Below are 25,958 nucleotides of genomic sequence, written 5' to 3'. Positions count from 1 at the left end.
GTGAAAATTAAACCATTATCGTGACTTTCATAAAAGACCACCTGTCAGATGCGAGTTCATAAAGGCCTTCTCATCTTGATTGAATGAAAAGACGCGTCAATTGTCACTGGTGTTTTCAGACACACTCTAGTATGCAAAACTTTTGCGAGAGTGACAAGTCTCTTTTTGCAGTTTGCCAAAACCGCCGGACATAGTATAATACAATTTATTGCAAAGCAGGTGACGAACGCTTGATGCCCTGCTTTTTAGCATTTTAAATTTTGTTAAAGAGCGTGGCCGCAAACTGGCTGCTGCTTTCTACTTAAACTACAGAAACGAGGCCTTTTGATGGACTTACATACTGGTGAACGCATTGATCAGCTGTATGCCGAAGATATTCGCATCATTCAAAGCAGCGAAGTCTTTTCCTTTTCGTTGGATGCAGTGCTCCTGGCCAATTTCCCCAAAATTCCCAAACGAGGCAAAATCGTCGACTTGTGTGCGGGTAACGGTGCGGTGGGTCTGTTCGTTGCAAAAAAAACACTCGCGCAAATCGAAATGGTGGAACTGCAGCCGCGGCTCGCCGACATGGCTCAGCGGAGTGTCGCACTGAACGGATTGGAAGAACAGATTACAGTCCATCAGTTGGATTTAAAAGACAGTTTGTCGGTGATTTCCGCTGATTCAGTAGATCTGTTGCTGTGTAATCCTCCCTATTTCAAAAATCTGCCAACAAACGATAAAAATCCCAATCCCCACCTGGCGATTGCCCGCCACGAGATCCACGCTGATCTCCACGATGTCCTGCGGGTCTCCGCCAAAATGCTCAAGATGAACGGCCGCTTTGCGATGGTTCACCGACCAGAGCGTTTTTTAGAAATCATGCAACTGATGCCAGACTATCGGATTGCTCCTAAGCGTGTGCGTTTTGTCTATCCAAAAGCCGACAAGGACGCCAATATTTTGTTGGTCGAAGGAATCAAGGATGGTAAGACAGACGGCTTTAAAGTCGCACCGCCGCTGATTACTTATGGCACAGATGGCGAATACACCCAAGAAATCAAGGAGATGCTATTTGGAAATGGCCGCAACTGAGCATTATTTTTACGTTCTTCATTGTCGGGATGGCAGCTATTATGGCGGCTACACCACGGATCTCACCAGACGGCTGGCAGAACACAACGCCGGCATCGGGGCCAAGTATACCCATCCTCAAAGTCGCCGGCCCCTGACTATGATCCATGCGGAAGTTTTCAAAACTCGCAGCGAAGCCACCAAAGCCGAAGCCGCCTTCAAAAAACTGCCTCGCCCGGTAAAAGACCGCTACCTGAGAGAAAATCACGCTCTGAATGTTGTGGATTCAGCGACTAATAAGCGAGTAAATGCAAGCAAGAAATGAACATTAGCAAAAAAGGATCCCTGCCGTGTGATATGCAGGGATCCTTTTTAGGCTGAATATTTTTTAAGCTGGCTCTTTGCTAATTTTGCGGCGAAGCGCTATCAAGCTGGGTCAGTTTCAAAAGCATTTCACTGAGGCGACCAGGATAAAAGGGCCAGCCAGTCAGTCTTTGGGCAAAAGCCATCGCAGAAATTTCCCGCAAGATAGGAAGTTCTGTCTGATGAGTATACGGTCCCAGCTTCCACAGCTTCAGTCGATATTCCTGCAGTGGAACTGCCTTTTGCGTTTCATCCAGATAATGAAATAGTTCATGGGCGATTACAACTGAGCGCCATGAATCGTAGCGCAAAAGAGGCATTTTGGCAGCTGCGAGCTGTGCATCATAGCGGGCAAAATAGCGATTGATGAAAATTTCATTGGGTGTCTCAAAATATCCGATGGTGGTAAATTCCGGGGCAATCGGATATTCAGCTTCAGTCACCAAGGCTCCTAAGCGGATAGCTAAAGCGGCCGTGTCCAGTAATGGCTGCCACTTTTGATTGTTGCCACTTGTTGATGCTTGTGGTTCACGACTAATTTCAAGGTCGGCAGCTGACAGCTCTTCAGTATCTGTTTGTGGTGCCAAATCCTGGGTGGTTTCAATTTCAAGTGAGTGGTCCTGCAAAAGTTTTTCTGCCAGCTTCACGCCGATTTTCAAAGCTGCGGTTGTCAGTTCGGCTCTTTTAGCTGCCGCAATCTTCTTTCCGAAGCGGTCACCAGCTAGTTGTGCCAAGGCATCTTGATATGGATCAGCGGCCAGCGCCTCATGCAGAGCTGCTTTCACGTTTATCATAGGTTATTCCGAGCGCCTACGACGATCACTTCTTCTTTGCCTCCGTGTTGCATCAGTTCCGTATCCATCACCATATGCAGCTGAGACAGTTCCAGCATCCCCGTGTAGTCGATAACTTTAGCACCAATACATAGATAGATATCCGGAGCCAGTTTGATATCGCTCTTGTAGACAGCCAGATCTTCCCAGTAATTGTCAACGATGTTGCGAATTCCGCCGACAGTCGCTTTTTTCGCCTCGGCATCCCCTCGTTGAACTTTGATAAAGCCTTTTTTGTCGATGATTCGCATCTCTTGCTTGTCATTTTTCATTGTGCCAAAGCAGAAGAAGTAGTCATTTTCCTCAATGAGATATACTTTTTCTTCAGCCACCTGCATGGATTTTGCCACTAGTTTCAAAGCTTCGGCTTCATCTACTTTGGCAGCCAGATCCGTTGTTCTCACTTCAGTAGAACCAGTAGCGATTGCCCGTACTTTATTGGTTTGAGCATCAATCTCCATTTGGACTTCGATGGTTTCTGGAGACGCGCCAGATTTAGTTGCCGATTGAATGGCTTCGTTGCGAATATCTTCTAAATCTTGTGGTGCCGGGTTCGGGATGACCCGTTCCACGACATCACGAACCATGGCTAAGGCAACGCCGATGGAAGAGATGACTTCTGCGTGTTTGGCGATATCATAGCCTAGACCCATGCGTTTGGCTGTGTATGGCAACAGTGCTGTCGCTCCACCACCGCCGCCGACTAGTGAAATCTGGCTGCGCTCCACCTTGTGCTTGTCTGCCAAAAAGTTGATGACTTTGATGACGACATCTGAGGCCTTGTCCATGATCTGCGTGGCCGCAGCTTCGATACTAACTCCCAGTTCTGCTGCCAAAGCTCCGATAGCTTTTCTACAACTTTCCGGATAACCATAGGAGTAGTCGCCTTCTTTCACCAGCCCCAGTGCATTGGCTGCGCAGGTTACTGTGATGGCGTAACGTTTGCCATTGGCGCTTTCGATAGCAATGTAATCATTTGGATCATTTTCTAACGGTTGAATGCGCACGACTTTTGGATCAACGATGTCTTCCGGTTTTGCAAAAGCCACATAAGGCAGTTTTGCGATATGGGCTGAACGTGGGCCCACCGCCACAACGGCACTCTTGTCAGCTCGAACCATACTACCACCAGCTACCCCGGAAACGTGAACATCCAATGAGCTGATCAACGTCTTGTGCCCGCCGACAACGGAATAATCAATCATCGGGCGGCCATTTTTGATGACACCAATATCGGTACTGGTACCACCAACTTCAAAGAACACCGCATTAGATGCTTTCAAATACATCAATGCTCCGACTGTGGAGGCTGCTGGGCCGGAAAGCATGGTCAAAACCGGCCGTTTGCGCATTTCATTAATGTCCATTACCCCGCCGTCGCCTCGCATGATCATCAGCGGTACTTTGATCCCCGCTTGGCGAACAGAATCTTCGGTACTGTCAGCTGTTTCAAACATTTTCGGCAAAATTGATGCGTTAATCACCGCTGTTCGAGTACGTTTGGACAAGCCATACATTTTACTAATATCAGAAGCTTGAGAAACTTCCAAGCCCATTTCTTTACCCACGGCTGCCAGTTCCTGTTCTTCCAGATTGTCATCCACGCCGAAAGCCTCAGAAGCTACGATTACTTCTGCGCCAGCTCCCACTAACTCTTCAATGGTACGTTTGGCCGTGTCTCGGTCAAATTTTTTCAGTGGAATGTAGCGGTTATGGGTTTTGATACGACGTTTACCGGTCTCATCCAAAACAATGTCGTCGATTTTCGCTTGGCGCTTTGCCATAAAACTGTTGCCCATTCCCACGACACCAGTCACCGCCACATCTCCTTCTAAGAGTGCGTTGGTCGCTTGTGTCGTACTGTGAGCGATAAAAGTCACCTCTTCAGGGGCGATGCCGTTATCTTTCAAACATTTTTCAAATGCTTGGACAACCCCGGCAGAAACCCCCAGTTCATCGTCATGAGTGGTCTTCACAGAACCAATCCCCACGATTTCAAATGTATCATTGTCAATTGCCACAGCCTTCGTATGGGTACCCCCAACGTCAATGCCGACACGGATTGCTCGTTTCATATATTATCCACTCCTTAACCAAACATGAAGTAACAGATCATCACATTAACTGCACCAGCTACCCAGCCCCACGGTACACCGGTCAACATAAACTCTTTGGCGCTCACCTTGGTGTAATTTAGCGCCCACAAGTTCCAAGATTGCGTCGGACAGGTAGACAGGTTCATCGCGATGGTTGGGATGTAAATCAGCGGGAACAACAGACTGACAGGAAAGACCCCCATTGCCTGCAAGATTCCGATGGTAGCACTGCCGGCCCCAAAGACTGTCAGTGGCCCACGGAACAAGCCCAGTGGAATCAAGATTGCAAAGGCCAGACAAAGAACCAATGAATTGGTTGGCACAATATCGCCAAGAACAGCTTGGAAGAAAGGTGCTGCCACGCCAGATGCTTTATTAAACATCGGCAAAATAAACAGGAAGCCTAACAAGGACGCAACGTCCACGACTCCTTCATAAAATGTGCGAGTAATTAAGCGTGTGCCTTCTTTGTAGTTAGGCAATTTACCGGTAACAGCCAGCGCATACAATGATGCCACGATAAAGGCTGGAATTGGCTGCCAGTTAAAGCCAATCGCCAAGAGAACGGGAATCACCGGTGTCAACAAAGCGTAGATAGGAATGTCCTTTTTACGTTCGATCGTTGCAGCCGTCGCCGCCCAGTTGAAAGATTTTTTCTTACGCAATCCGAAAACCAACATCAAAATAATCATCAACGTTTGCACACCAAGCGCAGCAAAGCCGAATTTCAAATAGTTCATGTCGTATTGGTATTCCGGAAAGATCCCCTGCATTTGTTTAAACAATACGATATTGACGTACATCCCTGAGCCGACACTCATAAGATAGCTAGTCACTGCCAGCTTTTTCGGTACCCCAAGGGACATGAGGATTGGCAATACAATGATCCCGATGGCAACGACGGCACCGGCACCGAATGTCGAGGTGAAGATCAGTGTAGTAACTAACGATAGCAAAATTGTCGTAAATAGCGGATTTTCACCACTGAGCTCCACTGTTTTTTTAATGAGACTGGAAGCAATCTCCGTTTCAATCAAGATCCGGCCGAACCAAGAACCAAAAATAACAATTACTGCAGTGGCTCCCCAACTTTCAGGTCCCCCTTGGAAAATATTCACCATAGCCTCGTCCCAGGTAAGGCGGCCTCCTAAGATACTAAAGCCGGCCCAGACGATAGCCATAACAAAGAAGCCCACCATCAGGTTGCCCCCCTTGGCAGCAAAGCGGATTAACAGGAAATACGTGATCAATAAAATGATACCAATTGCAAAATCCATAAATGTTTCCTCCTTCTTTTTCTATTTTCTCGGTGATGTTGCCGGTGATTCGGATTGTCTGGTTTCAAAGAAGTATACTTTGAAAACTTGAAGTCTTGTTTTGACGTTTAGGTTGATTAGACGCCTAGCCTCGAAAATTCTATTTTCTCGGTGATGTTGCCGGTGATTCGGATTGTCTGTTTCAAAGAGGTGCGCTTTGAAAACTCGGTGTCTTGTTTTGGCGTTTAGGTTGATTAGACGCTTGGCCTCGAAAATTCTATTTTCTCGGTGATGTTGCCGGTGATTCGGATTGTCTGGTTTCAAAGAAGTATACTTTGAAAACTTGAAGTCTTGTTTTGGCGTTTAGGTTGATTAGACGCCTAGCCTCGAAAATTCTATTTTCTCGGTGATGTTACTGGTAATTCGGATTGTCTGGTTTCAAAGAAGTATACTTTGAAAACTTGAAGTCTTATTTTGACGTTTAGGTTGATTAGATGCTGGGTTTTAAAGAGTGATAAGGTTATTCCATATTGCTGTGTTGAGCTTTGGCACTTTCATTGGAAATATTCAGCTTTTGGCTGAGGTCCAAAGTGACGTAATCCAATACGAAGTGCAAGCTCTGATCAAACAGCGAGCTCAATAGTTGGATTGATGCCACGCCACTTCCAGTTTTCGTGGCCCCGGGAATGATCACTTTATGGGGTGTCAGCTGTGCCAGTGGTGAATCTGTCGAACTCGTGACAGCTACGACAGTCACACCCTGGTCCACGGCTTTTTGTGCCAGCTGCAGGACTTGTCCCGTCTTGCCGGAGCCGGAAATAGCCACCAGAATATCTTCCGACGCAATCGCAGGGGTAATGGTTTCCCCAATCACATAGACTTTTCGACCAATATGCATCAGGCGCATCGCAAAACCTTTTCCCTGCAAACCACTGCGGCCTTCACCTAAAAGAAAAACTCGTTTGTCTTGCTGTAACAACTGGACAAAAGCCGCCAGTTGTGGCTCTTCTACTTGATCGATTACTTGGTGAACCTCGGCTAAAATGGTATCCATCATTTGATTTTTCATTTTGCTGCCTCCATAAATGTCTTCAGTGCCAGTGCTGGCTCTTTCGCACCGGTAATTGCCGAACCGATGATGGCAACTTCCAAGCCGGCTGCTTTTAAAGCTGGGATATCAGCCAACTTCAGTCCTCCTGCCAATGCAACTCGTCGAATTTCCGGAAACTTTTCTTTAAAGGCAGCAATCTGACCAGCAACGTCAGTCACCCGACCAGCATCTTTGGCAAAATGCATTCCGTAAATGGCATTGGGATAGCTGTCAGCGATAGCAGCGATTCGCTTATCAGAGCATTCCAGCAGATCAATCAGCATTTCCCGTTGGAATTCTTGCGTCACTTGATAGCAAATGTCTAGCGTTGCTTTGGCAGAAGCGCCCATCACAGTCAAAATATCAGCTCCAGCCTCAAAATAGCGGCGGAATTCATATTCCCCTTCATCGATGGTTTTGATGTCTGCCAATAGTTTGCCCGCTCGCTGCAAATCTCTGGTCTCTGTGACAGATGCCAGTCCAAAATCTTTGGATAAGGAAGTGCCCAGCTCGATAATGTCAGCTGCTTGCAGTTGCTCTACCAGTTCAATGGCCGCTTCTAGTGGCACTCGGTCGATAGCTGCTTGGATCTTCATTTACTCTTTGCCCCCTTCATGGTCGGCGATAAATGACGCCAGTTGTGCCGGTGTCGGTAAGTTTTCATTGTCGGAAATATGGCTGACTTGGATTGCACCAATGGCATTGGCACGAGTCAGGATCTCTGGCCAACTCAAATTTTCCAAGAGCCCGGTGATGACGCCGACTGCAAATCCGTCACCGGCGCCGACTGTATCGACGACTTCTGCTAATTTGAAGCCGGCGACAGTTTCTTCCAACTCCCCGGTAGCCGTTTTGACTTTGACATAAGCCCCTGCTGGTCCCAATTTGATGATTACACCGCGAGAACCTTGTGCCAGATAGAAATCAGCAACTTCTTCTTTTGTTTCATGGCCAGTCAGTAGTTGTCCTTCGCTGATTCCCGGCAGCACATAATCCGCAAGCGCTACCATTTGATTGATGCGCTGAATCATGGTTTCTTCATTCGGCCAAAGGGTTGGTCGTAGATTTGGATCAAAGGTGATCAGGGTACCCGCATTGCGAGCAGCTGTCATCAACTGTTTCACATAAGTATAAGTATTTTCGTTCAATGCCATGAAGATGCCGGTGACGTGCAACAAGTCCACGTCAGTGAAGTCAATTTCTTCGATTTCCGTATCACCTAAATGTGAAGCGGCTGAACCTTTACGGAAATAGACGACTTCTGGATCGTTTTGGCTATCTTTATTCTTCAATTGGAAACCTGTCCCGTAACTTTCATGTGTGAAAACTTTGTCTGTAGCGATTCCTTCATTGGCGATAAATTCTTTGATATATGCTCCAAATGGGTCGTTGCCTACTTGAGTAATGTAAGTCATGTCATGATTTAGTCGTTTGACGCCAATGGAAACATTGATTTCAGCTCCAGCGATGAACCGGTCAAAACTTGCAACGTCTTTTAACGCACCTTCTGTCTGTGCAATGAACATGATCATCGGTTCACCGATTGTGACTACTTTTGCCATTTGTTTTCCCCACTTTCTTTATTTTCAAAAATTGTCAGTCGCTTGTATCACTTGTTTTCTGACAATGCATTTCGAGTTTTGGCTACTTCTCCGGCGATTTCTGTAAATGCCATCGGGTACTCCAGGATCACTGGCACTTTTGCCAACAGGTAATCTCGCCAGGCAACGCTGCCATCATCCAAGAGTGTCGTCTGGCGGTTACTAGCGACATTCTTCAAATGTAAGACAGTTGTTTGCTGCTGCAATTTGGTAAATGCCTGCTGCAAATCTTCGCCCATCACCAGCCAGTTCCCCACATCAAACGTGTAACCAACAGGCAACGAGGCGGCTGTGACAGCTGCCAGTGCCTCAGTAACTGGTTGTAGTCGGCCGTTTGCTTCGGTCTGGTCATTTTCAATAGTGAGTTGCAGTTGGTAGTTACTTAACAGATTGGTGAGCTCTTGCGGATGAACAGCTTTAATTCCTGCTACTTCACCAATATTGACTTTGACTGAAACGGCACCGAACGCAGCGGCTTCTGCTAACCAGTTTTCCAACAATGGATTTAGTCCCGTTGCGGTAAACAGGCTTTGTGGTACCGAATAAAAGAGCTGCCAATTCTTTTGTGTACCGGTTTCTAAAAGTTCCAAAAAAAATGCTTTTCGTGCAAATTCATCTTGTGGAAGCAATTCTTGGCGAATCTCCACACCATCGATCACCGGTCCAGCTTGTGCCAGCCGTTTCACAAATGTTGCCTGATCCAGTCCTTCTTCCCCTAACATGACAATCGTATTGATCATAATTGGTTGCATTCTTTCACTCCATTCTGATTGTTAACTACCCTGGCTGCGCCGAGGACCTGCCCCGGCAACAGTTGTGAATTTAATGTACTACAAGGAATCACCTTGAAAAATATTGGCAGCAATTTCCAAACGGCCGTTGAAATCTCCACCAGCAATTTTTTGCAGCAATAACTCCAATGCTTGTCGACCAATTCCGGTTGGGTCTTGGTGGATGCTAGTGATAGTAGGCGTCAAAAGCTCTGCCCAAAACCAATCATCAAACCCTGCCAGTCCCAAATCTTCCGGATAGCCAAGACCACCTTTTTTGCAAACAGTTACCAGTGATTGTAGCGCATTTCCGTTAGCTGCGAAAAATGCTGTTGGTCCGTCAATCTCGGCTGTAATTTTCTCAGGGGTTAAGCCGCGGCCACCTTCTGCTTCAATCAGTGTAAAGCCCAGACCGTTTTCCAGTGCGGTGAGCTTCATAGCATCATGACGATCAAGACGTACGCTGATTCCCTGCAATGGTTCACTAACATGGACAATCTTTTTGTACCCTGCCGCTACAATCAGCTGACCCATCCGCCGAGTAGCAACAAAATTATCTGTCAACACACTGGGATGAGAGACCTGTTCCAGATAACGGTCAATCAGAACTATCGGTACCGTAAAATTCTTTAAGCTTTCGTAAGGCGCATCTACGCGATCCACCGGCTGCAAAATAATACCGGCAATGTCTTGACCTGCCAATTCTTTTAGGGCGTGATTTTCTTTTTCCAACGAATTGTCAGTACTCATCATCACCAACTGGTATTCGGTATCTGCCAATGCATCTTGCACCGCTTTGATCAGATACATGGAATAAAGATTACCAATATCAGCTACAATTAAGCCAATCAAATATTTTTGCTTGGATTTCAATGAGCGAGCTTGTTTGCTGGGAATGTAATCCAGCTCTTTTATGACAGCCTGAATCTTTTCTTTGGTTTCTTCTGACATATATTGATATTTACCGTTAAGAAAGCGAGAGATGGTGGTTTTGGAGACCCCCGCTGCCTTGGCGACATCTTGGATGGTCACATGGTTCATTTGGGAACCTCCTTTATCCAGTCTATTTTTTAGAAACCGGTTAACTTCACACTTATAGTAAACGCTTTCAGTCTGTGTGTCAATAAAAAACAAGATTTTTTTGAGCAAATTAGCAAAACTCAGCAAATAACGTGCCCTTTTTTAGATACCGATTTCCACACTGCTCCTTTCATTTGAAACAAGACGAAAACTCCCGCTCGATGCTATAATCAAATTAATAGGCTCTTTTCTTGCAAAAAAGAAAGTAGTCGGCAATTTTTAAGGAGGATAAAAATGAAAAAAGTTGGTTTACTTACTTTAGGACTGTTGGTCAGCATGTCCTTTTCCCCTGTGGTTCAGGCGGAAACTTTCTCCAGCACCACTACATCCACCAGCAGTGGTCAAACAATCAACGTTGAAAACGAGGAGTCGTCTTCTGATACATTGACCAATGACAGCAGCAATCCCCCTGCTGTCTCGTCTACCAATAGCAGCTCTGATAACGAGACAGGCTCGGTAAGTACCACTCAAGACAGCAGCACCGCTAATTCAGGGGAAACTCCTCCTTCTGGCACCCAGGATATTGGGGAGAAAAAGCCGACAAGTGACACTGAGACGCAAGACCTGCCAGAGGTTGATTGGATCGAAGCGGCAGGTTATTTCACTGTAAATGATCCTGAGGCACTCTTTAATGATCCGCAAACAACACAGCCCGCCACCGGAATCACTGCGGGTCAAACATTACAAATCCTTCGTAGCAGTGAAGCCGTTGACGGCCATCTATTGGAATTGACAACAAATACCGGCCAACTGATTTATGGCAAAGATACGGCTGGCACATTTGCTGCTGATGCTTTCGGCACCCCAACACTACTTTCTGGTTATCTTGTCATCAGCGATGCTCAAGCAGTCATCTGGCAAGACGCCGGCGGAACCAAGGTTCGCCCTGCAACCGACTTTTTAAAAAGCACATTGACAATCACAGCTCAAGCCAGACATTTCAACGGTACTACCTTTTATCAAGTCAGCAGCGGAGGCAAAGTCATTGGCTGGTTGCCTCAGTCTGCTGCCACCTTGACGGACGCGCAAGGAACTTATCGCAGCCACGGTCGCTACCTATATCTGAAAAATAGTCAAACTGTGATCTGGAAAGATTTTACTTTCAAAAATAAGCACAATACTACCGACTTTTTGAATCGGGTCTTGCTAGCTAAAGGAATCTATTATCACGCCAATGGGAAAAATTACCTCAGCGTCTATGAAAAGCGCAACGGCAAAGATACTTGGGTGGGCTATGTCGAAGAAGCCACCGTCACTTATACTGCCGGCCCACAGGGAAATTATCAGAACAACGGCCGCTATGCTACGATTAAAAGTACCAATTATACCATCTGGGGCAGCTTTAACTGGACTAAAAAGAATACCTCCAAATCAGTAATGGGACAAACGTTTCGGGCAAAAGGCCAATACAAGCATTTCAACGGCAGCACGTATTTAAGTCTCTACGATAATAAAAATAACTGGGTTGGCTACATCAACGCTACCGGAGTCACCCTCACCAGCGGGGCACAAGGTAGTTGGCAGCAGCTGAACAAATACGTCACAGTTACAAGCAAAAATTACACCTTGTGGAGCAGCTTTTCTTGGAACGCCAAACAAAAAAGTAGTACTCTCGCTACTAAAACCTATTTAGCAAAAGGACAATACCGCCATTTTAACGGTTCCACCTATTACAGTCTTTATGACAATAAAAACAAGTGGCAAGGTTATCTAAACGTCAGTGGAGCCAAAGTGGCTAACGGTCAACAAGGAATTTGGCAGAAAAGCGGCCAACAGGTGATTCTCACCAAACAAAACTGGAGTCTGTGGCAAAACTTCTCTTGGAAGAAAAAAGCAAGCAGCTCCTCTTACCGCAGTAAATTGTTCACTGCTCAGGGCTACTACCGTCACTTCAACGGCTCGAAGTATCTTTCTTTATATGATGAAAAAGGCAAGTGGTACGGCTATATCAACGCCGATGCCACCAAAACTGCAACTTCTACCAAAAGCAAACTGAGTAAAGTCCAAACCATGCTGAACAAGAAATACAAAGCAGGCAACGTGGGTATCTATGTCATGAGTCTTACTGATGGGCAAACCGCCCAGATCAATGGCAATCAAAGTTTCATGGCCGCCAGCACTGGTAAACTCCCGGTCTTGTATTACACGCAAAAACTAATCAATGAGAAAAAGCTGGATCCTAAAAAGCTCTATACCTATACAGACAAAATCAATACCATGTCACTTTCTTATATGAGAGGCGGCGCCGGCATTCTGCAAGGGAAGCCTTTTGGCGGAAAGTACAGCTTGGATACGATTATGAACTGGACCTGTAAGTATTCCGACAATCAAGGGGCTAATTTTCTTGGCTATTACGGAGCCAATCAATATGATCAAAAGATGAAAAATGAGATCAGTCGCGTTGTCGGGCGCAAGTGGGACCGATTCCGCTATGTTTCCGCCAAAGAAAATGCTCTGCTTCTAAAAGAGATGTATCACAACGGCGGCAAAGTCCTTGATTATTTATCCAACACCACTTACGACAGCCAGCGACTGCCAAAATATCTCCCAGTCAGAGTCGCCCACAAAATTGGTGATCTCTACGGCTATGCCCATGACTGTGGAATTGTCTACACCAAACAGCCCTACATTATCTGCGTCATGACTAATAATTCTAGTTACGAAACGATTTCCAAAATCTCTAAAGACGTCTACGATATCATGAAATAGACACTGAAAAATTCGATCTCCTCATAGACAGCACAAAAAACAGCAGGCGGTGACAATCCTCCAGTCTCCTCTAAAGCGACACTACCAAAGGGGAACCCAAAAAGCCAAGATCCTTCCATTAAAACAGTGGAAGGATCTTGGCTTTTATTATCAACAATTTCTGAAAAACGCCTCAGCTCAATAAACTGCCGAGAAAAACCCCTACAAAACTCAATAGCAATCCGCCGCCATAGGAAATAGCAAAATACGTATAAAACAATGGCCGATCATTTCTGTATAGAGTAAACAGTTCAAAATTGAAGGTAGAAAAGGTGGTGTAGCCTCCCATCATACCGGTACCCAGAAACAAATACCAGGACTGATTGAGATGGAGGCCGGCAAAAATTCCCAACAGCAAAGCGCCGGTCAAATTGATTAGCTGAGTAGCAAATGGGTAAGGATGGGGCCTTTTTTCAAAAAAACGGTTGATCCCATACCGAGTGACAGCCCCCAGCGAGGCACCGAGACCGACTAACAGAAAAGACATCATACCTCCTCACCGCCTTCTTTGGGATGGTAGACAGCTTCTCCCAGGTATGCAAATAGCAGGCCACCTACAATCGACACCAACAGATACACGAATGCGCCGCCGATATTTCCGGCTTGGAAGAGTTGTATCGTATCCAGTGCAAAGGACGAAAACGTGGTCAAGGCGCCGAAAAAACCTGTCCCGACACCTAAAATCAGACGACCATTCATATCTCGGTCTGTCATAATATGCTTCACCAGCCAACTAAACAAAAAGCAGCCCAGCAGATTGACGAGCAATGTCGCTATCGGAAAGCCATTCACTTTGGGAAACAATAAGCTAACCCCATACCGAAGATTTCCGCCTAAAAATGCAAAAAGAGCGACGATCACATAATTCACAACTCTTCCTCCTTTCTATCATTTCATTAAACGTAATCAGCAGGACTAATGATTACGATAGATTATAGCTCAGTCTTTGTTTTCCATTGCGGCCTTCAAAGCTGCCGCTAAAGGACTTTCAACGTTATCTTCTGCTTGCGAATACTGCTTCATCAGCCGTCGTTCCTCATTTTTGGTCATTTTTTTCTTTCGCTCTTGTTTGTCAGGAACCTTTTCGGTGATGCCGCAGAATTTACATTTGAAAAAGGCGCCGTTTTTTCCGTCAATGATTTCCATTTTTTTGTGGCATTGTGGGCAACGATGATTGGATACTTTAGGATCTTTGCGTCGCCGATAACTACACTCACTGTTGCTGCAGATATAGATTTTGCCATCTTTGGTGTTACGTTCTCGCAATTGCGATCCGCACTCTGGACAGATTTTCGTAGTCAGTGAAAAATCTTTGTAGGTTTCTTTTGACGCTTTGATTTCAGCCACCAAACGCTTAGTATCTGCTTCGATGCCTTGTAAGAAGCGCCGAGGATTTTCTTGACCCTTAGCGATGGCTTCCAAGCTGCGTTCCCACTTAGCTGTTAACTCCGGCGAAGCCAATGAAGGATTTACCAGCGACAACAGTTGGCGCCCTTTAGGAGTTACTGCTAAAAAATTACCCCGTCGCTCCATCAATTCAGACTTCAACAGCTTCTCGATGATTTCAGCACGAGTGGCAGGTGTCCCCAGGTTCCACTTTTCCATTTGCGCCAAAAGCGTACCTTCTGTTGCCAGTTTTGGCGCACTCGTGAGCTCTTTGTTGATTTTGAAATCACCTTTGACGCTTTTGATTGCTGACCAGTCTGTTTTAGAAGTACTTTGGCTGGTTTCTTTCGTTTCTGCTTTCCAACCGGCTTGTAAAACTTTTTCTTGTTTGAAGTAGAAGACAGCATCTGCCACCTGCACTTGTGCCTTGGTGGTGGCAGTCACGTATTTTTCTGCGAAGAGTCCCAAAAAACGTTCCACGATCAGATTATACACGCGACTTTCATCAGTGCTCAGTTTTTCATACCGAGGCCGTTCTTCTGTGGGTATCAAAGCGTAGTGATCCGTCACTTTGCTATCATTGAAGACTGCCGTCTGCCGAACCGTCGCGCCTTGAGCCAGATAGTGCTTGGCACGCTCATCGTACCCTGCCAAAGCCTGCAGTCGCTCTTTCATCGTTGCTGCCACATCTTTTGGCAAATACTTGGAATCCGTCCGGGGATAGCTGACGATTTTATGGGTCTCATACAGGCTTTGTACAATCGACAAAGTCTTTTTGGCAGAGTACTGATACAGGCTATTGGCAGTCTGTTGCAGCTCCGTCAAATCATAGGGTAGCGGGGCCGCCACCGCTTTTTCTTTGACCGAGACATCGGTTACCCTACCAATCTTGCCTGCCAGTTCTTTAACAAAACCTTCGGCCTGCTGCCGCTCGGTGAACTGTTGCGGGTTTTTCAACTGCAATCGTCCTGTTTCGTTGCCATGTACTAAGTCGATCGAATAGTAAGTTGTAGGAATGAACTTTTCTGACTTCTCCTGTGCGCTATGCACGAGGTTCAATGTCGGTGTTTGGACCCGGCCGGCATTGAGGTTATCCTCGTATTTTACCGTCAATGCACGGGTCACATTTAGTCCTACCAACCAGTCAGCCTTGCCCCGCGCTACTGCGGATTGGTACAGATTTTCATAATCTTTCGCCGGTTTTAATTGCGCAAAACCCGTTTTAACGGCTTTTTCAGTCTGAGAAGAAATCCACAGACGTTCCAACGGTTTGCTGAATTTCAGCCATTCAAAAATATAACGACCAACAGCTTCCCCTTCACGACCGGAGTCAGTAGCGATTATGCCACCGGTGACATCCTTGCGTTTTGCCAAATTGCCAATCAGCTTCAACTGACGGGAAGTCTTTGGTAGCGGCTTTAAGCCAATCTGTTTGGGGATCATGGGCAGGGTTTCCATCTGCCAGGTACGCCATGCCGGATCGATATCTTCCGGCAGTTTTAAAGTCAGCAGGTGACCATAAGCCCAGGTAATCAAATAGAGATCACTTTCAAAATAATCCCGTCCTTGGGGTTTGGCTCCCAATATTTTGGCATAGTCCTTAGCCACACTGGGTTTTTCAGTCACGATTAGTTTTTTTCCCATGATTCTCTCCTTTATCAAAAGCTGTCGCCAAAAAAATGACTCTCGCCAGCAGCTACAGTGCGTTGTCTTCCTACCATTTTACAATCAAATTCTCTGCGGCGCCACCTCTGTTATCTTCGCCTTTCCCCTTGTAAGTACTTCTTAGAAAACTTGCAGATCGAAGTCGTAAAACACTGCTGTCGGCAACTTCCATCGAAAACTGTTTTTACTAACAGACACAACAAAATCCGGACCCTGGCTGACCCGGCCCGCCTGTTTTAGAACAGAGCAAGCAGTGGTAGAGTAGGATCCGGATAAGGTGACAGTAAATTTTGGGGCCATCTCACTGGCGACACCTCAGACTACAGCCGGATCTTGTCTGATCCGCTGACAGCTTTTGATTTTTTGTTCAGCATGGAGATTTTCAAATAAATCTCGTTCGCTAGTTTCGCTGACAGGTTGGTAATCCTTCAGCAGCGCCAAACCGGTGTATTGTTGGATATAATCGTCGCATTCTTCACACCAGCGCTCATCGTCTTCTTTCCAGAAGGCGCTGAGAAAATTTGCTTTGGCAGAGCTATTGGGAAATTTTTGGGCTAGTCGCTGCCATTCCTGTTTGTAAAAGGCTTTGGCTTTGGCAGCGTCGGCAAATTCCACTTGGCTGCGGATATCACGGCGCCAATCTTCAAAGAACCACCAGGGCTCATTGTCCCCATACATTACAATGACTTGATACATATCATTACTCCCTTTTCCCCTGAAATGATTTCGTGTAGTAAAGCTCTTCGGTTAAGTCACCGACGAATCATGTCCCCACATGTCCTTCGTTTCTTTTGTTCGAAGAGTTCCATACCCAAACTTGATAAGACAATATTAACCGCCTTTTTAAAGCGGGGCAAGGATTCTGTTTGAAAAGCTTAAAGTATTTATATATTTGCAGAAGTAAAAATTTTTTTCTCACATTTTACAGATTGTCACTTCTCAAAATTTCTCAACTTGCTGTTCGATCTTACCTGTACTATGATTATTATTGGTTCAAATTTGTTAACAAAAAACGGTTGTTACGTATTTCTTACGCAAACCACCTCCAAAAATCCGTTAAAAAGAACCACCGTTACTTAATCTTAATTTTTTTAAAAGGAGCGCTTGATTTGCTATCGATACTCATTCAACGTTTGAAAGAAAAACTCAGCCAGCCACGCCCAGTCTGGGAAAAGAATCTAATCGTTTTGTGGTTTGGTACCTTTATGGCGGGGATTGGCTTTAGCCTCGTGATGCCCTTCATGTCCCTTTACATAGATACATTGGGAAATTTTTCCTCCCAGGCTCTGAACTTGTGGAGCGGATTGGCCTTTTCCGCCACATTTCTGGTGACAACGCTAATTTCTCCTTGGTGGGGACGTTTAGCAGATCAAAAAGGCCGCAAATTGATGCTTTTGCGAGCCAGTCTGGGTATGGCAGTCGTGATTTCGCTGATGGGACTGGTCACTAACGTCTACCAGCTGGTGGGTCTGCGGCTTTTACAAGGCGTCTTTTCCGGCTATGTTTCAAATGCCACTGCCCTTGTGGCTACTGGCACTCCTAAAGCCCGCAGTGGCCAAGTCTTGGGTACCTTGGCCACCGGAGCAGTCACCGGTCAACTATTAGGCCCGCTCTTAGGTGGACTCACCGCTACTGCATTTGGCTATCGAACCACCTTTTTCATTACCGGTACCATTCTGTTTATCGTGTTTATTTTGAGCCTGCTTTTTGTTCATGAAGAGTTTACTCCGGTGGAAAAAGAAGCTCTGCAGCCAGCCTCTGCAATTCTAAAAGAATTGAAATATCCCAAGGTGGTGCTGGGAATGTTCATCACCACCATGATTATTCAAGCATCCAATAATTCCATCAGCCCCATCATCAGCCTCTACATTCGCCAGCTCCTAGGTGGTCATGGGAATGTCACCTTAGTCAGCGGTATCATCGCTTCCATCCCCGGTATCGCGACATTAATTGCCGCCCCCCGGATGGGTCGACTGGGAGACCGCATCGGCAGTGAGCGCATATTGGCAGCTGGGTTGATCCTAGCCATTTTTGTCTATCTCCCGATGGCCTTTGTCACCAATGTCTGGCAGCTGGGCGCATTGCGTTTTTTGATTGGCGTTTCCGATGCTTGTCTATTGCCGGCAGTCAATTCACTGATTACCAAATATTCGCCGCATCATGCTGCTGGACGTATCTTCAGCTACAACCAGTCCTTCCAAGCTACCGGCAATGTTTTTGGGCCTATGATCGGCTCGTCTATCTCTAGCTTTTTCGGCTACCGCGGCGTCTTTATCTCTACCTCATTTTTAGTCCTGCTTAACTACTTGCTAGTGAGAAAAAATACTGCTGACATCCGTCGTCATCGCCAAAACAATGAGGATACCAGCAATTAAGCCAAACCGTTGCCAGCTTTGGTAGCTGGCTCTCTTACTTGTCCACCCCTTCAGATGACGGAGCTCACCCAAGGGGCTGTGCCAATAGTTGAGTCACCGTCCTACGAAGCGAACAATACCGAATGTGAGCCCCCAAAAGCCGACAATCTTCCATTAAAAATCATTGGAAGATTGCCGGCTTTTCATTGCTAAAAATGTCAAAGGCTGACTAACCTTGATTTCATCAAGCCAAGTCAGCCTAATTCACTTCTCTTTACACGTATGGTAATGTTCTCGCTTCGGACTAAGACATAAATAAGGTCACAAATTTCCCTTACCCGTATCCTTTTTGTTAATTGCGGTTAAACATACGTTATTTAGCACTTGTAAGTAACTTATATCACATTTCCTTTTGATAACATTCGTGTCTAGCTGTTCCTTTTATTCTGAAGACGAGAAGCATTGCAAAGCGCCGCTAATTATCGGCTGACTCCGCTTAAGCGACTCGTTCGAAGTCTTTGAACCAGCTGCCTTGATAAGTTAAACGGCCACTATCTCCTACCACCAGCTGACTGAAAACCTTACGATTGACATCCAAAGCAATTCGTTTGCCATGCTTATCTTCAAAGATCAGCATATAATCGGTGTAAGAAGTTTCGCCATTCCACCGAGTCGCGGCATTTTTGTCAATTAAAGTGGCCAATACCACTTCTTTTGGTGAAGACACATTTTTGATTAGTCGATAAAGGACTGTTCCAATAATAACCACAAAAAGTAGTACAACCAGTGCCGGGATGACTTTGAACAAAATAGGCATTTCCCCTAATTCAAAAAACGGATCATTAACCACAACAATTCCCCCTAACAAGTGATTTTGACTAGAGTATACCAATAACCTGTACCAACTGCTAGTGCTGTTGGCAAAATAGTATAGGCCGATTTTCAAAGTACCGAAATTTCACACAAAAAAAGAGCAGTGACAACTGAAATTTTCAGCCCCTCTGCTCTTTGTTTTTGCCTCGCATGACAACGGCGTCTAAATATCGCCTCTTTTTACAACTGTTGCCAGCAACCTAGCCGCCCCCAATATCTCAAATTTTTAGTTTGCTATCTTGGCGGCTTTCTCTTACCGTGTCCAAATGTCGGCTACCATAACGGGAGAAATAGGTTTCCAATTCCCATTCCGGCAAGTCCTGCAAATAGACCTCGGCAGCTTTAAGGGCATAACGGCGGCGGTCCATCGCCTCCAACTTCTGAAATTGTTGGGCGCAGCTGTCACTGTGATGTCGCCAGCGTCCCTCCAAAATTTCATAATACGCCTCATGGAACAGCTCCTCATCCAACACCCACAATTCTTCCTTACTAAAAAATTCCTTTAAGCGCATCTGGCCGCCTCCTTTTCTCATTGTTTTCTTCAGTTTAATTTTACCACATTCTAATTGAAATCGCTGTTATTCTCATTTCCAGAAACAGGTTTTTTTTGAAGAAAATCGAAAAAAGTGAAAAAGGCTTGAATTCATTTAGCTTTTCATGACTCCCAAAATAAAAGTTCTACCTTTAAAACACAAAAAAGAAGCCCCTCCAACGAGAGACTCCTGCTTTTGTTAAACATATTGCAATAATTCGGCTTTTTGGTAAGCGTGGTCAATCAACCCGCCGCCGAGACATTCCATACCGTCATAGAAAACGACTGCCTGTCCCGGTGTAACTGCCCGAGCCGGCTCATCGAAAATCACTTCTGCTCGATCACCTTCCAACAAACGTACTGTCACTGGCACATCCTGCTGACGGTAACGGAATTTAGCAGTACAGCGGAATTCTTGCGGCTTATCCTTCTGAGTTGTGAAGTGAATCTGACTGGCATCCAAACGATCAGCATAGAGCGCCGGATTGTGGAAGCCCTGCCCAACATATAAGGTGTTGGTGCTGAGGTCCTTACCGATGACAAACCAAGGTTCTTGCGTAGCTCCGCCGCCACCAATTCCCAAGCCTTGACGCTGACCAATGGTGTAGTACATCAATCCGTCGTGTTGGCCTTTGACTTCACCATCCACAGTAACCATCTGGCCTTTTTTAGCTGGCAGATAATTACTCAAAAATTGTTTGAAGTTTTTTTCACCGATAAAGCAAACACCGGTGGAATCTTTTTTCTTAGCAGTTGCTAAGCCTGCTCTTTCAGCGATTGCCCGGACTTCGGACTTTTCCATGCCCCCCAGAGGAAACAGCGTTTTTTGTAGCTGCTCTTGGGAAAGCTGACTCAAAAAGTAAGTCTGGTCTTTGTTGTTGTCAACACCCCGTAGCATATGGACAGTTCCGTCAGCGTCGCGAGTAACCTGTGCGTAATGACCGGTTGCCACGTAATCCGCGCCCAGCTCCAGCGCGTAGTCCAAAAATGCTTTGAATTTGATTTCTTTATTGCACATAACATCTGGATTTGGCGTCCGACCAGCCCGGTATTCCGCCAGAAAGTACTCAAACACGCGGTCCCAGTATTCTTTCTCGAAATTCACCGAGTAGTAAGGAATCCCGATTTGAGAAGCAACTTTGGCTACGTCTTTGTAGTCCTCCGTCGCGGTACAGACACCATTTTCGTCCGTATCGTCCCAATTTTTCATGAAGATCCCGATGACATCATAGCCTTGTTCTTTCAGGATCAGCGCTGTTACCGACGAGTCCACCCCGCCGCTCATGCCCACAACAACGCGAGTCTTGCTGTTGTCTGTCATGTTTTCACCATCATTTCATTATAGATTCTGAATAAACGATTTGAAGGTCGCGTTCAGTAAGTGACATTATACAACAGAACCGGGATCTTTTCACAGTGAGCTTTCTTAAAATAAGAGAAACTTTGGAAATCAGCGGTTTTCAAAATAAAAGATGATAGTTTTCAGCCTATTTTCGGATTTTTTCAGTCTACTACCACTTTGTCTGAACTCTCTTGTATAAACGTCTTCCTATAGCAATCGTTATGTTTGAATATACAGAAACCAGCTGGTATTTTGGATACAGAAGCATAAAAAATGAAAAAATACCAAGATTTTTCCGAACAATCAGAAAAAAGGTGTATAAATTTTCACAATATTCTTCCAACTCCCAACAACATCTGTTACACTAAGCGATAACTCAATCTTGATTGAGTAGAGAATGAAAATTTGAAAAGGAGCGAATGCAATGACGATTTACAATTTTTCTGCCGGACCTGCTGTGTTACCAAAGCCAGTGTTGGAGAAGGCGCAATCCGAGTTCTTAGATTACCGGGGTAGTGGCATGTCCGTAATGGAGTTGAGTCATCGTTCCTCCTTATTTGACGACATCATCAAGAAAGCTGAAGCCTTACTGCGGGAGCTGATGGGTATTCCCGATAATTACAAGGTCTTATTTTTACAAGGGGGTGCCAGCCTGCAATTTTCAATGGTTCCTTTGAACTTAGCTCAAGGCAAGAAGGCCCTTTATGCAAATACCGGCTCTTGGTCGAAAAAGGCTATCAGCGCGGCTAAAGCTTTGGAAAACGTTGAAGTAGAAGTCATCGCCTCTTCAGAAGCTGATAATTTCACCTATATCCCGACAATCACAGAAGATATGATTGACCAAGAAGCTGCCTACCTCCACATCACCACCAACAACACCATTGTAGGTACTGCCTATCAAAGTATTCCTAAAGCTGGCAAAGTTCCCATCGTAGCTGATATGTCATCAAATATTTTAGCAAATGATTATAAAGTAGAAGATTTCGGTATTATCTACGCGGGGGCCCAGAAAAACATCGGTCCTGCTGGTTTGACGGTAGTCATCATTCGTGATGATCTCATCGGCTTGTGCCCAGTAGCGGAACCAATGTTGGACTATAAAATTCAAGCAGACAATGACAGCTTGTATAACACTCCACCGACATTTGCTATCTACATCGCCAAATTGGTCTTTGAATGGTTACAGGAAAAAGGCGGCGTGCCGGGAATTTTGAAAGAAGATCAGGAAAAAGCCGGTCTACTCTATGAGGCTATCGCCAACTCTGCCCTGTTTAAGAGCCCGGTAAGAGAAGACAGCCGTTCCATCACCAATATTCCTTTTGTGACTGGCGATGCCGAGTTGGACAAAAAGTTCAACGCCGAAGCTTTGGCGGCTGGCTTCCAAAATCTTAAAGGTCATCGCTCGGTTGGTGGCATGCGGGCTAGTCTATACAACGCCTTTCCCAAACAAGGGGTCAGGGATCTGATTGCTTTCATGGAAGCATTTGAAAAAGAAAATGGAGGTGCCTGAGATGTTCGATATTAAAACATTCAATGCCATCGCCCCAGAAGGAATGGCTCGTTTTGACAAGGAAAATTACGCCATCAACGAAAGCGACACACCGGAGGGAATCATTCTCCGCAGCCAAAAACTGCACGATTATGAATTTCCCGAATCTGTGTTAGCTGTTGCTCGGGCCGGCGCGGGCACCAACAATATTCCCGTACCAGCCTGCACAGAAAAAGGCATTGTTGTGTTCAATACGCCCGGTGCCAATGCCAATGCGGTGAAAGAACTGGTAATCGCCTGCCTATTATTATCCGTGCGACCAATCCTGCAAGGTGCCCAATGGGTCCAAACTCTAGCTGGTGCTGATGTTGAAGCGCAAGCGGAAGCTAATAAAGCGCAGTTTGCCGGTCACGAACTGGAAGGCAAAAAACTAGGGGTTATCGGCTTGGGGGCAATTGGTGCGATGGTGGCGAATGATGCTTATCGTTTAGGCATGGAAGTCATGGGCTTTGATCCTTTTGTTTCCGTCGATACGGCTTGGAGCATCTCTCGTCGCGTCCAGCGCGCCAATGATCTCAATGAACTGATGACTACCTGCGACTTTATCACAGTCCATGTGCCCTTAACCGAAAAGACCCAAGGAATGATTGGTACTGCTGAAATCGCCAAGATGAAACCAACTGCAAAACTTTTCAACTTTGCCCGTGGTGGCATCGTGGATGATGCGGCTGTTTTGGCGGCATTGGAAGCCGAAGATTTGGCGGGTTACACGACAGACTTTGCCGATGAAGCACTACTGCACAATGATAAAGTTCTAGTCCTCCCTCACTTGGGGGCTTCAACAGACGAAGCGGAGATCAATTGTGCCAAAATGGCCGCCCGGACTTTAAAACGTTTCTTGGAAACCGGCGTCATCAAACGCTCCGTCAATTTTCCTACTGTTGAAATGGCCTTCAACAGCCCCTATCGTTTAACCATTATCAACAAAAATGTCCCCAACATGCTGGGGCAAATTTCCACAGCTGTCGCCGAAGAAGGGATCAATATCGAGAATATGATCAATCGCGGACGGGATGATTTTGCCTATACGCTGGTGGATATCAACGAAGACGATGCAGATAAAGTCGCAGCTGTTGCAGCTAAGTTGACGAAAAACCCTGAGATTGTTCGTGTGCGGGTTATTAAAAACAAAGAGGGTGGCTGCTGATGGTTGTGGTACGCCCTTTCGAAGGGATTCGTCCCGCCGAAGATTTAGCTGATAAAGTCGCCTGCCTGCCCTACGATGTGTTAAATTCTCAAGAAGCAAAAGCCTTGGCTGCAGACAATCCTTATAGCTTTTTCCATATCGACAAGGCAGAAATCGACCTACCGGAAGAATTGTCACCTTATGATCCGACGGTCTACCAAAAGGCTGCAGCTAATCTACAAGCTTTTCTAGCGCAGGGGTGGCTGAAAAAAGAAACTGCTCCTACCATGTATTTGTACGAGCTGACTATGATGGGCCGCAGCCAGACTGGCCTGGTAGCGACCACTGCTATCGATGATTACGTCTCAGGCAAGATTAAGAAACACGAATTTACTCGCCCGGAAAAAGAAGTCGATCGCATCAATCACATTAAAGCTTGCGATGCCAATACAAGTCCCATCTTTTTGAGCTACCGTACAAATAATGCCCTCCAAGAATTGATGGCCAACTGGCAGACAGAGCACTCACCGGTCTATGATTTCGACAGCTTCCACGATGTGAACCACAAAGTCTGGGTGATTGATGACACTGAGGTAGTCAATGCGCTCACAGACGGCTTTGCAGAAATTTCAGCGCTATATATTGCAGATGGTCACCATCGGACAGAATCGGCAGTCAAAGTCGGTTTGGAAAAACGCGCGGACCAAACCAATAGCCCAGAAAGCGACTATTTTCTTTCTATCATCTTTCCAGATGATCAATTAGCCATTTGGGAATACAACCGAGTGTTACAGGTGCCGCTTCCCTCAGACTTTTTTGATCAGTTAACGACCGCCTTTACAGTGGCCAAATCTGGTGTGAAGAAACCTGCTGCCAAAGGACAAATCCAGATGTATGTCGCTCATGAATGGTACACACTGACCATCAAACCGACAATCCTGCCGGAGGATGTTGTGGGTAGTCTTGATGTCTCTGTGTTGCAAAAACAAGTCTTTGAAAAAATCTTTGGCATTATGGACATTCGTACTGACAAGCGGATTGATTTTGTTGGCGGTATTCGTGGCCCTAAAGAGCTGGAACGCTTAGTAGACGAGGACGATTGGAATCTGGCTTTTTCTATGTACCCCACTCGGATGCAAGATCTTCTGGATGTTGCGGATGCCGGCGAGATTATGCCGCCGAAATCCACGTGGTTTGAGCCCAAACTGCTGAGTGGCCTATTTCTTCACGACTTAGAGACCCGCTGAAAAAACAAGATTTACGCTAAACTCTGTATGACAACACCATACGTGCTTAGTTTACAAGATATCGCCTGTTGCCGAACTTGATTTCGGTGCAGGCGTTTTTTACTGTTCATGTGCATTAGCTTACAACCTTGTTCGGCAGAAAAACAGCGACAGTATGCTATACTGATAGCAAGAAAACAGCACCAGTACGACTGGGCTGAACTCGTCGGCTACTAGCTATATTGCCTATTTTCGACAGAATACAAGGAGTTGGGTTGTTTATGAAAAAAGCTGAGGAAATGTATGCCTACGCCCGCAACCACAAGCTGGGCTTTAATATGACCCCGCTGATTGGTGGCTGGCTGCAGAAGAAACACTTCAAGCTAATCGAAAACGCGTTGGGAAAAGATGAAGAAGCATTGGCGACTTTTATCGCTCGTCATCATCCGGAAGACAAGGAAAATTTCAATCCAGAAACCGGTGAATCCCACGAAGATTTTCATGAACGCGTTCATGATTCCCAAACAGGCAAAGTCCGCTATTTCAGCTGTAAAGGTTTTTCCGCCTATGCTATCACCAATTCTGGTCGGCTGATTTTTGCCCGCTGGGTACCCTTCAACAACGATTACAAGAGTATCCCTTTGAACAATATCAATACCATCAATCCCAATACCCGTATCATTTGGGGCTCCCTGCGAATCGAGAGTTTTCGTGAAGTCTTCAGTATCTTCTGGACCAAACGGGTAGTTTTTGACATCGCCAAACTTTTGGAAGATAGCAAAAGTGACATGCAAGACGGCGTGATGGATGGAATTACTACCGCCAATCGGCACAAGTTATCCACTACTCCACCTGTCAACAGCAGTCAATTGACCACAGAAACCAATTATGAAAAACTCAAAGAACGAAAACAGGCGCTAGAAGCCGGTCTGATCACTCAGGAAGAATACGATGAATACAAAGAGCGCTTTTTGAAAAGCTAGTCAGCGCTTGAACCAATTTTTAACAACAAAAA

The 25,958-nt window shown here is 45.8% G+C and carries 23 protein-coding genes; 8 read left to right on the top strand and 15 right to left on the bottom strand.

The annotated features are described in order from the left end of the window. Positions 1-327: 327 nt before the first annotated feature. On the top strand, positions 328-1,074 hold the full coding sequence (locus ACOMA8_RS07870; RefSeq protein WP_421369842.1) for a tRNA1(Val) (adenine(37)-N6)-methyltransferase: 747 nt from the start codon (positions 328-330) through the stop codon (positions 1,072-1,074). Continuing rightward, positions 1,061-1,378, top strand: coding sequence for a GIY-YIG nuclease family protein (locus ACOMA8_RS07865; RefSeq protein ID WP_421369918.1), 318 nt, complete (start codon positions 1,061-1,063; stop codon positions 1,376-1,378). Before ACOMA8_RS07870 ends, ACOMA8_RS07865 begins: the two co-directional genes overlap by 14 nt. A 79-nt stretch (positions 1,379-1,457) precedes the next feature. Here the strand turns inward: ACOMA8_RS07865 and ACOMA8_RS07860 are convergent, their stop codons facing one another. From ACOMA8_RS07860 to ACOMA8_RS07825, 8 genes are all read right to left on the bottom strand, one after another. Next, complete coding sequence (locus ACOMA8_RS07860; protein ID WP_421369840.1) at positions 1,458-2,210, bottom strand: hypothetical protein; 753 nt, start codon at positions 2,208-2,210, stop codon at positions 1,458-1,460. Beyond that, positions 2,207-4,324, bottom strand: coding sequence for a hydantoinase/oxoprolinase family protein (locus tag ACOMA8_RS07855; protein ID WP_161898821.1), 2,118 nt, complete (start codon positions 4,322-4,324; stop codon positions 2,207-2,209). Before ACOMA8_RS07855 ends, ACOMA8_RS07860 begins: the two co-directional genes overlap by 4 nt. A gap of 14 nt (positions 4,325-4,338) precedes the next feature. Continuing rightward, positions 4,339-5,622: a citrate transporter gene (locus ACOMA8_RS07850; RefSeq protein WP_161898820.1), complete on the bottom strand. Its 1,284-nt coding sequence runs from the start codon at positions 5,620-5,622 to the stop codon at positions 4,339-4,341. A 499-nt stretch (positions 5,623-6,121) separates the two neighbouring features. After that, a complete protein-coding gene (hxlB, locus tag ACOMA8_RS07845; protein WP_421369837.1) occupies positions 6,122-6,670 on the bottom strand; it encodes a 6-phospho-3-hexuloisomerase in 549 nt (182 codons plus the stop codon). After that, positions 6,667-7,287 (bottom strand): orotidine 5'-phosphate decarboxylase / HUMPS family protein, encoded by a 621-nt coding sequence (locus ACOMA8_RS07840; protein ID WP_421369835.1) that lies wholly within the window; start codon positions 7,285-7,287, stop codon positions 6,667-6,669. The genes hxlB and ACOMA8_RS07840 overlap by 4 nt, the downstream gene beginning before the upstream one ends. Next, on the bottom strand, positions 7,288-8,253 hold the full coding sequence (locus ACOMA8_RS07835; RefSeq protein ID WP_421369833.1) for a sugar kinase: 966 nt from the start codon (positions 8,251-8,253) through the stop codon (positions 7,288-7,290). It lies immediately after the preceding gene. A 47-nt stretch (positions 8,254-8,300) separates the two neighbouring features. Further along, entirely contained in the window at positions 8,301-9,044 is a 744-nt protein-coding gene (locus ACOMA8_RS07830) for a sugar phosphate isomerase/epimerase family protein (RefSeq protein WP_421369831.1), read from the bottom strand. A gap of 78 nt (positions 9,045-9,122) precedes the next feature. Next, a complete protein-coding gene (locus tag ACOMA8_RS07825; protein ID WP_161898816.1) occupies positions 9,123-10,103 on the bottom strand; it encodes a LacI family DNA-binding transcriptional regulator in 981 nt (326 codons plus the stop codon). A gap of 273 nt (positions 10,104-10,376) precedes the next feature. On the opposite strand from ACOMA8_RS07825, the gene ACOMA8_RS07820 reads away from it, so the two are divergent. Beyond that, positions 10,377-12,851: a serine hydrolase gene (locus tag ACOMA8_RS07820; RefSeq protein ID WP_421369828.1), complete on the top strand. Its 2,475-nt coding sequence runs from the start codon at positions 10,377-10,379 to the stop codon at positions 12,849-12,851. 172 nt (positions 12,852-13,023) lie between these two features. Here the strand turns inward: ACOMA8_RS07820 and crcB are convergent, their stop codons facing one another. The 4 genes from crcB to ACOMA8_RS07800 all read right to left on the bottom strand — a co-directional run bounded on the left by crcB (position 13,024) and on the right by ACOMA8_RS07800 (position 16,637). After that, the gene (crcB, locus tag ACOMA8_RS07815) at positions 13,024-13,377 is read right to left on the bottom strand and encodes a fluoride efflux transporter CrcB (protein ID WP_161898814.1); all 354 of its coding nucleotides are present in this window, start codon (positions 13,375-13,377) and stop codon (positions 13,024-13,026) included. Further along, positions 13,377-13,760: a fluoride efflux transporter FluC gene (locus tag ACOMA8_RS07810; RefSeq protein WP_421369826.1), complete on the bottom strand. Its 384-nt coding sequence runs from the start codon at positions 13,758-13,760 to the stop codon at positions 13,377-13,379. The genes crcB and ACOMA8_RS07810 overlap by 1 nt, the downstream gene beginning before the upstream one ends. A 69-nt stretch (positions 13,761-13,829) precedes the next feature. Next, positions 13,830-15,920 carry a DNA topoisomerase 3 gene (locus ACOMA8_RS07805; protein WP_421369824.1) on the bottom strand — a complete coding sequence of 697 codons (2,091 nt, stop codon included), beginning with the start codon at positions 15,918-15,920 and terminating at the stop codon, positions 13,830-13,832. Positions 15,921-16,256: 336 nt separating this feature from the next. Beyond that, on the bottom strand, positions 16,257-16,637 hold the full coding sequence (locus ACOMA8_RS07800; RefSeq protein WP_161898811.1) for a DUF1033 family protein: 381 nt from the start codon (positions 16,635-16,637) through the stop codon (positions 16,257-16,259). 422 nt (positions 16,638-17,059) lie between these two features. On the opposite strand from ACOMA8_RS07800, the gene ACOMA8_RS07795 reads away from it, so the two are divergent. Next, positions 17,060-18,316, top strand: coding sequence for a multidrug efflux MFS transporter (locus ACOMA8_RS07795; RefSeq protein ID WP_421369916.1), 1,257 nt, complete (start codon positions 17,060-17,062; stop codon positions 18,314-18,316). A 475-nt stretch (positions 18,317-18,791) separates the two neighbouring features. Here ACOMA8_RS07795 and ACOMA8_RS07790 read toward each other — a convergent pair whose 3' ends face one another. From ACOMA8_RS07790 to mnmA, 3 genes are all read right to left on the bottom strand, one after another. Then, positions 18,792-19,145 (bottom strand): DUF2500 domain-containing protein, encoded by a 354-nt coding sequence (locus ACOMA8_RS07790; protein WP_421369821.1) that lies wholly within the window; start codon positions 19,143-19,145, stop codon positions 18,792-18,794. A 241-nt stretch (positions 19,146-19,386) separates the two neighbouring features. Continuing rightward, the gene (locus ACOMA8_RS07785) at positions 19,387-19,680 is read right to left on the bottom strand and encodes a hypothetical protein (RefSeq protein ID WP_161898808.1); all 294 of its coding nucleotides are present in this window, start codon (positions 19,678-19,680) and stop codon (positions 19,387-19,389) included. 219 nt (positions 19,681-19,899) lie between these two features. After that, a complete protein-coding gene (mnmA, locus tag ACOMA8_RS07780) occupies positions 19,900-21,021 on the bottom strand; it encodes a tRNA 2-thiouridine(34) synthase MnmA (protein ID WP_161898807.1) in 1,122 nt (373 codons plus the stop codon). A gap of 445 nt (positions 21,022-21,466) precedes the next feature. Between mnmA and serC the strand changes: the two genes are divergently transcribed. The 4 genes from serC to ACOMA8_RS07760 all read left to right on the top strand — a co-directional run bounded on the left by serC (position 21,467) and on the right by ACOMA8_RS07760 (position 25,926). Then, entirely contained in the window at positions 21,467-22,552 is a 1,086-nt protein-coding gene (serC, locus tag ACOMA8_RS07775; protein ID WP_421369819.1) for a 3-phosphoserine/phosphohydroxythreonine transaminase, read from the top strand. Between the two features lies 1 nt (position 22,553). Beyond that, positions 22,554-23,738 (top strand): 3-phosphoglycerate dehydrogenase family protein, encoded by a 1,185-nt coding sequence (locus tag ACOMA8_RS07770; protein ID WP_161898805.1) that lies wholly within the window; start codon positions 22,554-22,556, stop codon positions 23,736-23,738. Further along, positions 23,738-24,964 carry a DUF1015 domain-containing protein gene (locus ACOMA8_RS07765; protein WP_421369817.1) on the top strand — a complete coding sequence of 409 codons (1,227 nt, stop codon included), beginning with the start codon at positions 23,738-23,740 and terminating at the stop codon, positions 24,962-24,964. Before ACOMA8_RS07770 ends, ACOMA8_RS07765 begins: the two co-directional genes overlap by 1 nt. Positions 24,965-25,224: 260 nt before the next feature. Then, positions 25,225-25,926 carry a hypothetical protein gene (locus ACOMA8_RS07760; protein ID WP_421369815.1) on the top strand — a complete coding sequence of 234 codons (702 nt, stop codon included), beginning with the start codon at positions 25,225-25,227 and terminating at the stop codon, positions 25,924-25,926. Positions 25,927-25,958: the final 32 nt, after the last annotated feature.

Source organism: Enterococcus infantis, assembly GCF_049166715.1.
Lineage (GTDB): Bacteria > Bacillota > Bacilli > Lactobacillales > Enterococcaceae > Enterococcus_C > Enterococcus_C leclercqii.
The sequence above is the reverse complement of the archived record's forward strand: the minus strand, read 5'-3'. Positions and strand labels throughout refer to the sequence as shown.

What these genes read in the sequence shown, in the direction of transcription:
- ACOMA8_RS07870 (WP_421369842.1), top strand. Translation starts at nt 328, where the DNA reads ATGGACTTACATACTGGTGAACGCATTGATCAGCTGTATGCCGAAGAT.
- ACOMA8_RS07865 (WP_421369918.1), top strand. Translation starts at nt 1,061, where the DNA reads ATGGCCGCAACTGAGCATTATTTTTACGTTCTTCATTGTCGGGATGGC.
- ACOMA8_RS07860 (WP_421369840.1), bottom strand. Translation starts at nt 2,210, where the DNA reads ATGATAAACGTGAAAGCAGCTCTGCATGAGGCGCTGGCCGCTGATCCA.
- ACOMA8_RS07855 (WP_161898821.1), bottom strand. Translation starts at nt 4,324, where the DNA reads ATGAAACGAGCAATCCGTGTCGGCATTGACGTTGGGGGTACCCATACG.
- ACOMA8_RS07850 (WP_161898820.1), bottom strand. Translation starts at nt 5,622, where the DNA reads ATGGATTTTGCAATTGGTATCATTTTATTGATCACGTATTTCCTGTTA.
- hxlB (WP_421369837.1), bottom strand. Translation starts at nt 6,670, where the DNA reads ATGAAAAATCAAATGATGGATACCATTTTAGCCGAGGTTCACCAAGTA.
- ACOMA8_RS07840 (WP_421369835.1), bottom strand. Translation starts at nt 7,287, where the DNA reads ATGAAGATCCAAGCAGCTATCGACCGAGTGCCACTAGAAGCGGCCATT.
- ACOMA8_RS07835 (WP_421369833.1), bottom strand. Translation starts at nt 8,253, where the DNA reads ATGGCAAAAGTAGTCACAATCGGTGAACCGATGATCATGTTCATTGCA.
- ACOMA8_RS07830 (WP_421369831.1), bottom strand. Translation starts at nt 9,044, where the DNA reads ATGCAACCAATTATGATCAATACGATTGTCATGTTAGGGGAAGAAGGA.
- ACOMA8_RS07825 (WP_161898816.1), bottom strand. Translation starts at nt 10,103, where the DNA reads ATGAACCATGTGACCATCCAAGATGTCGCCAAGGCAGCGGGGGTCTCC.
- ACOMA8_RS07820 (WP_421369828.1), top strand. Translation starts at nt 10,377, where the DNA reads ATGAAAAAAGTTGGTTTACTTACTTTAGGACTGTTGGTCAGCATGTCC.
- crcB (WP_161898814.1), bottom strand. Translation starts at nt 13,377, where the DNA reads ATGTCTTTTCTGTTAGTCGGTCTCGGTGCCTCGCTGGGGGCTGTCACT.
- ACOMA8_RS07805 (WP_421369824.1), bottom strand. Translation starts at nt 15,920, where the DNA reads ATGGGAAAAAAACTAATCGTGACTGAAAAACCCAGTGTGGCTAAGGAC.
- ACOMA8_RS07800 (WP_161898811.1), bottom strand. Translation starts at nt 16,637, where the DNA reads ATGTATCAAGTCATTGTAATGTATGGGGACAATGAGCCCTGGTGGTTC.
- ACOMA8_RS07785 (WP_161898808.1), bottom strand. Translation starts at nt 19,680, where the DNA reads ATGCGCTTAAAGGAATTTTTTAGTAAGGAAGAATTGTGGGTGTTGGAT.
- mnmA (WP_161898807.1), bottom strand. Translation starts at nt 21,021, where the DNA reads ATGACAGACAACAGCAAGACTCGCGTTGTTGTGGGCATGAGCGGCGGG.
- serC (WP_421369819.1), top strand. Translation starts at nt 21,467, where the DNA reads ATGACGATTTACAATTTTTCTGCCGGACCTGCTGTGTTACCAAAGCCA.
- ACOMA8_RS07770 (WP_161898805.1), top strand. Translation starts at nt 22,554, where the DNA reads ATGTTCGATATTAAAACATTCAATGCCATCGCCCCAGAAGGAATGGCT.
- ACOMA8_RS07765 (WP_421369817.1), top strand. Translation starts at nt 23,738, where the DNA reads ATGGTTGTGGTACGCCCTTTCGAAGGGATTCGTCCCGCCGAAGATTTA.
- ACOMA8_RS07760 (WP_421369815.1), top strand. Translation starts at nt 25,225, where the DNA reads ATGAAAAAAGCTGAGGAAATGTATGCCTACGCCCGCAACCACAAGCTG.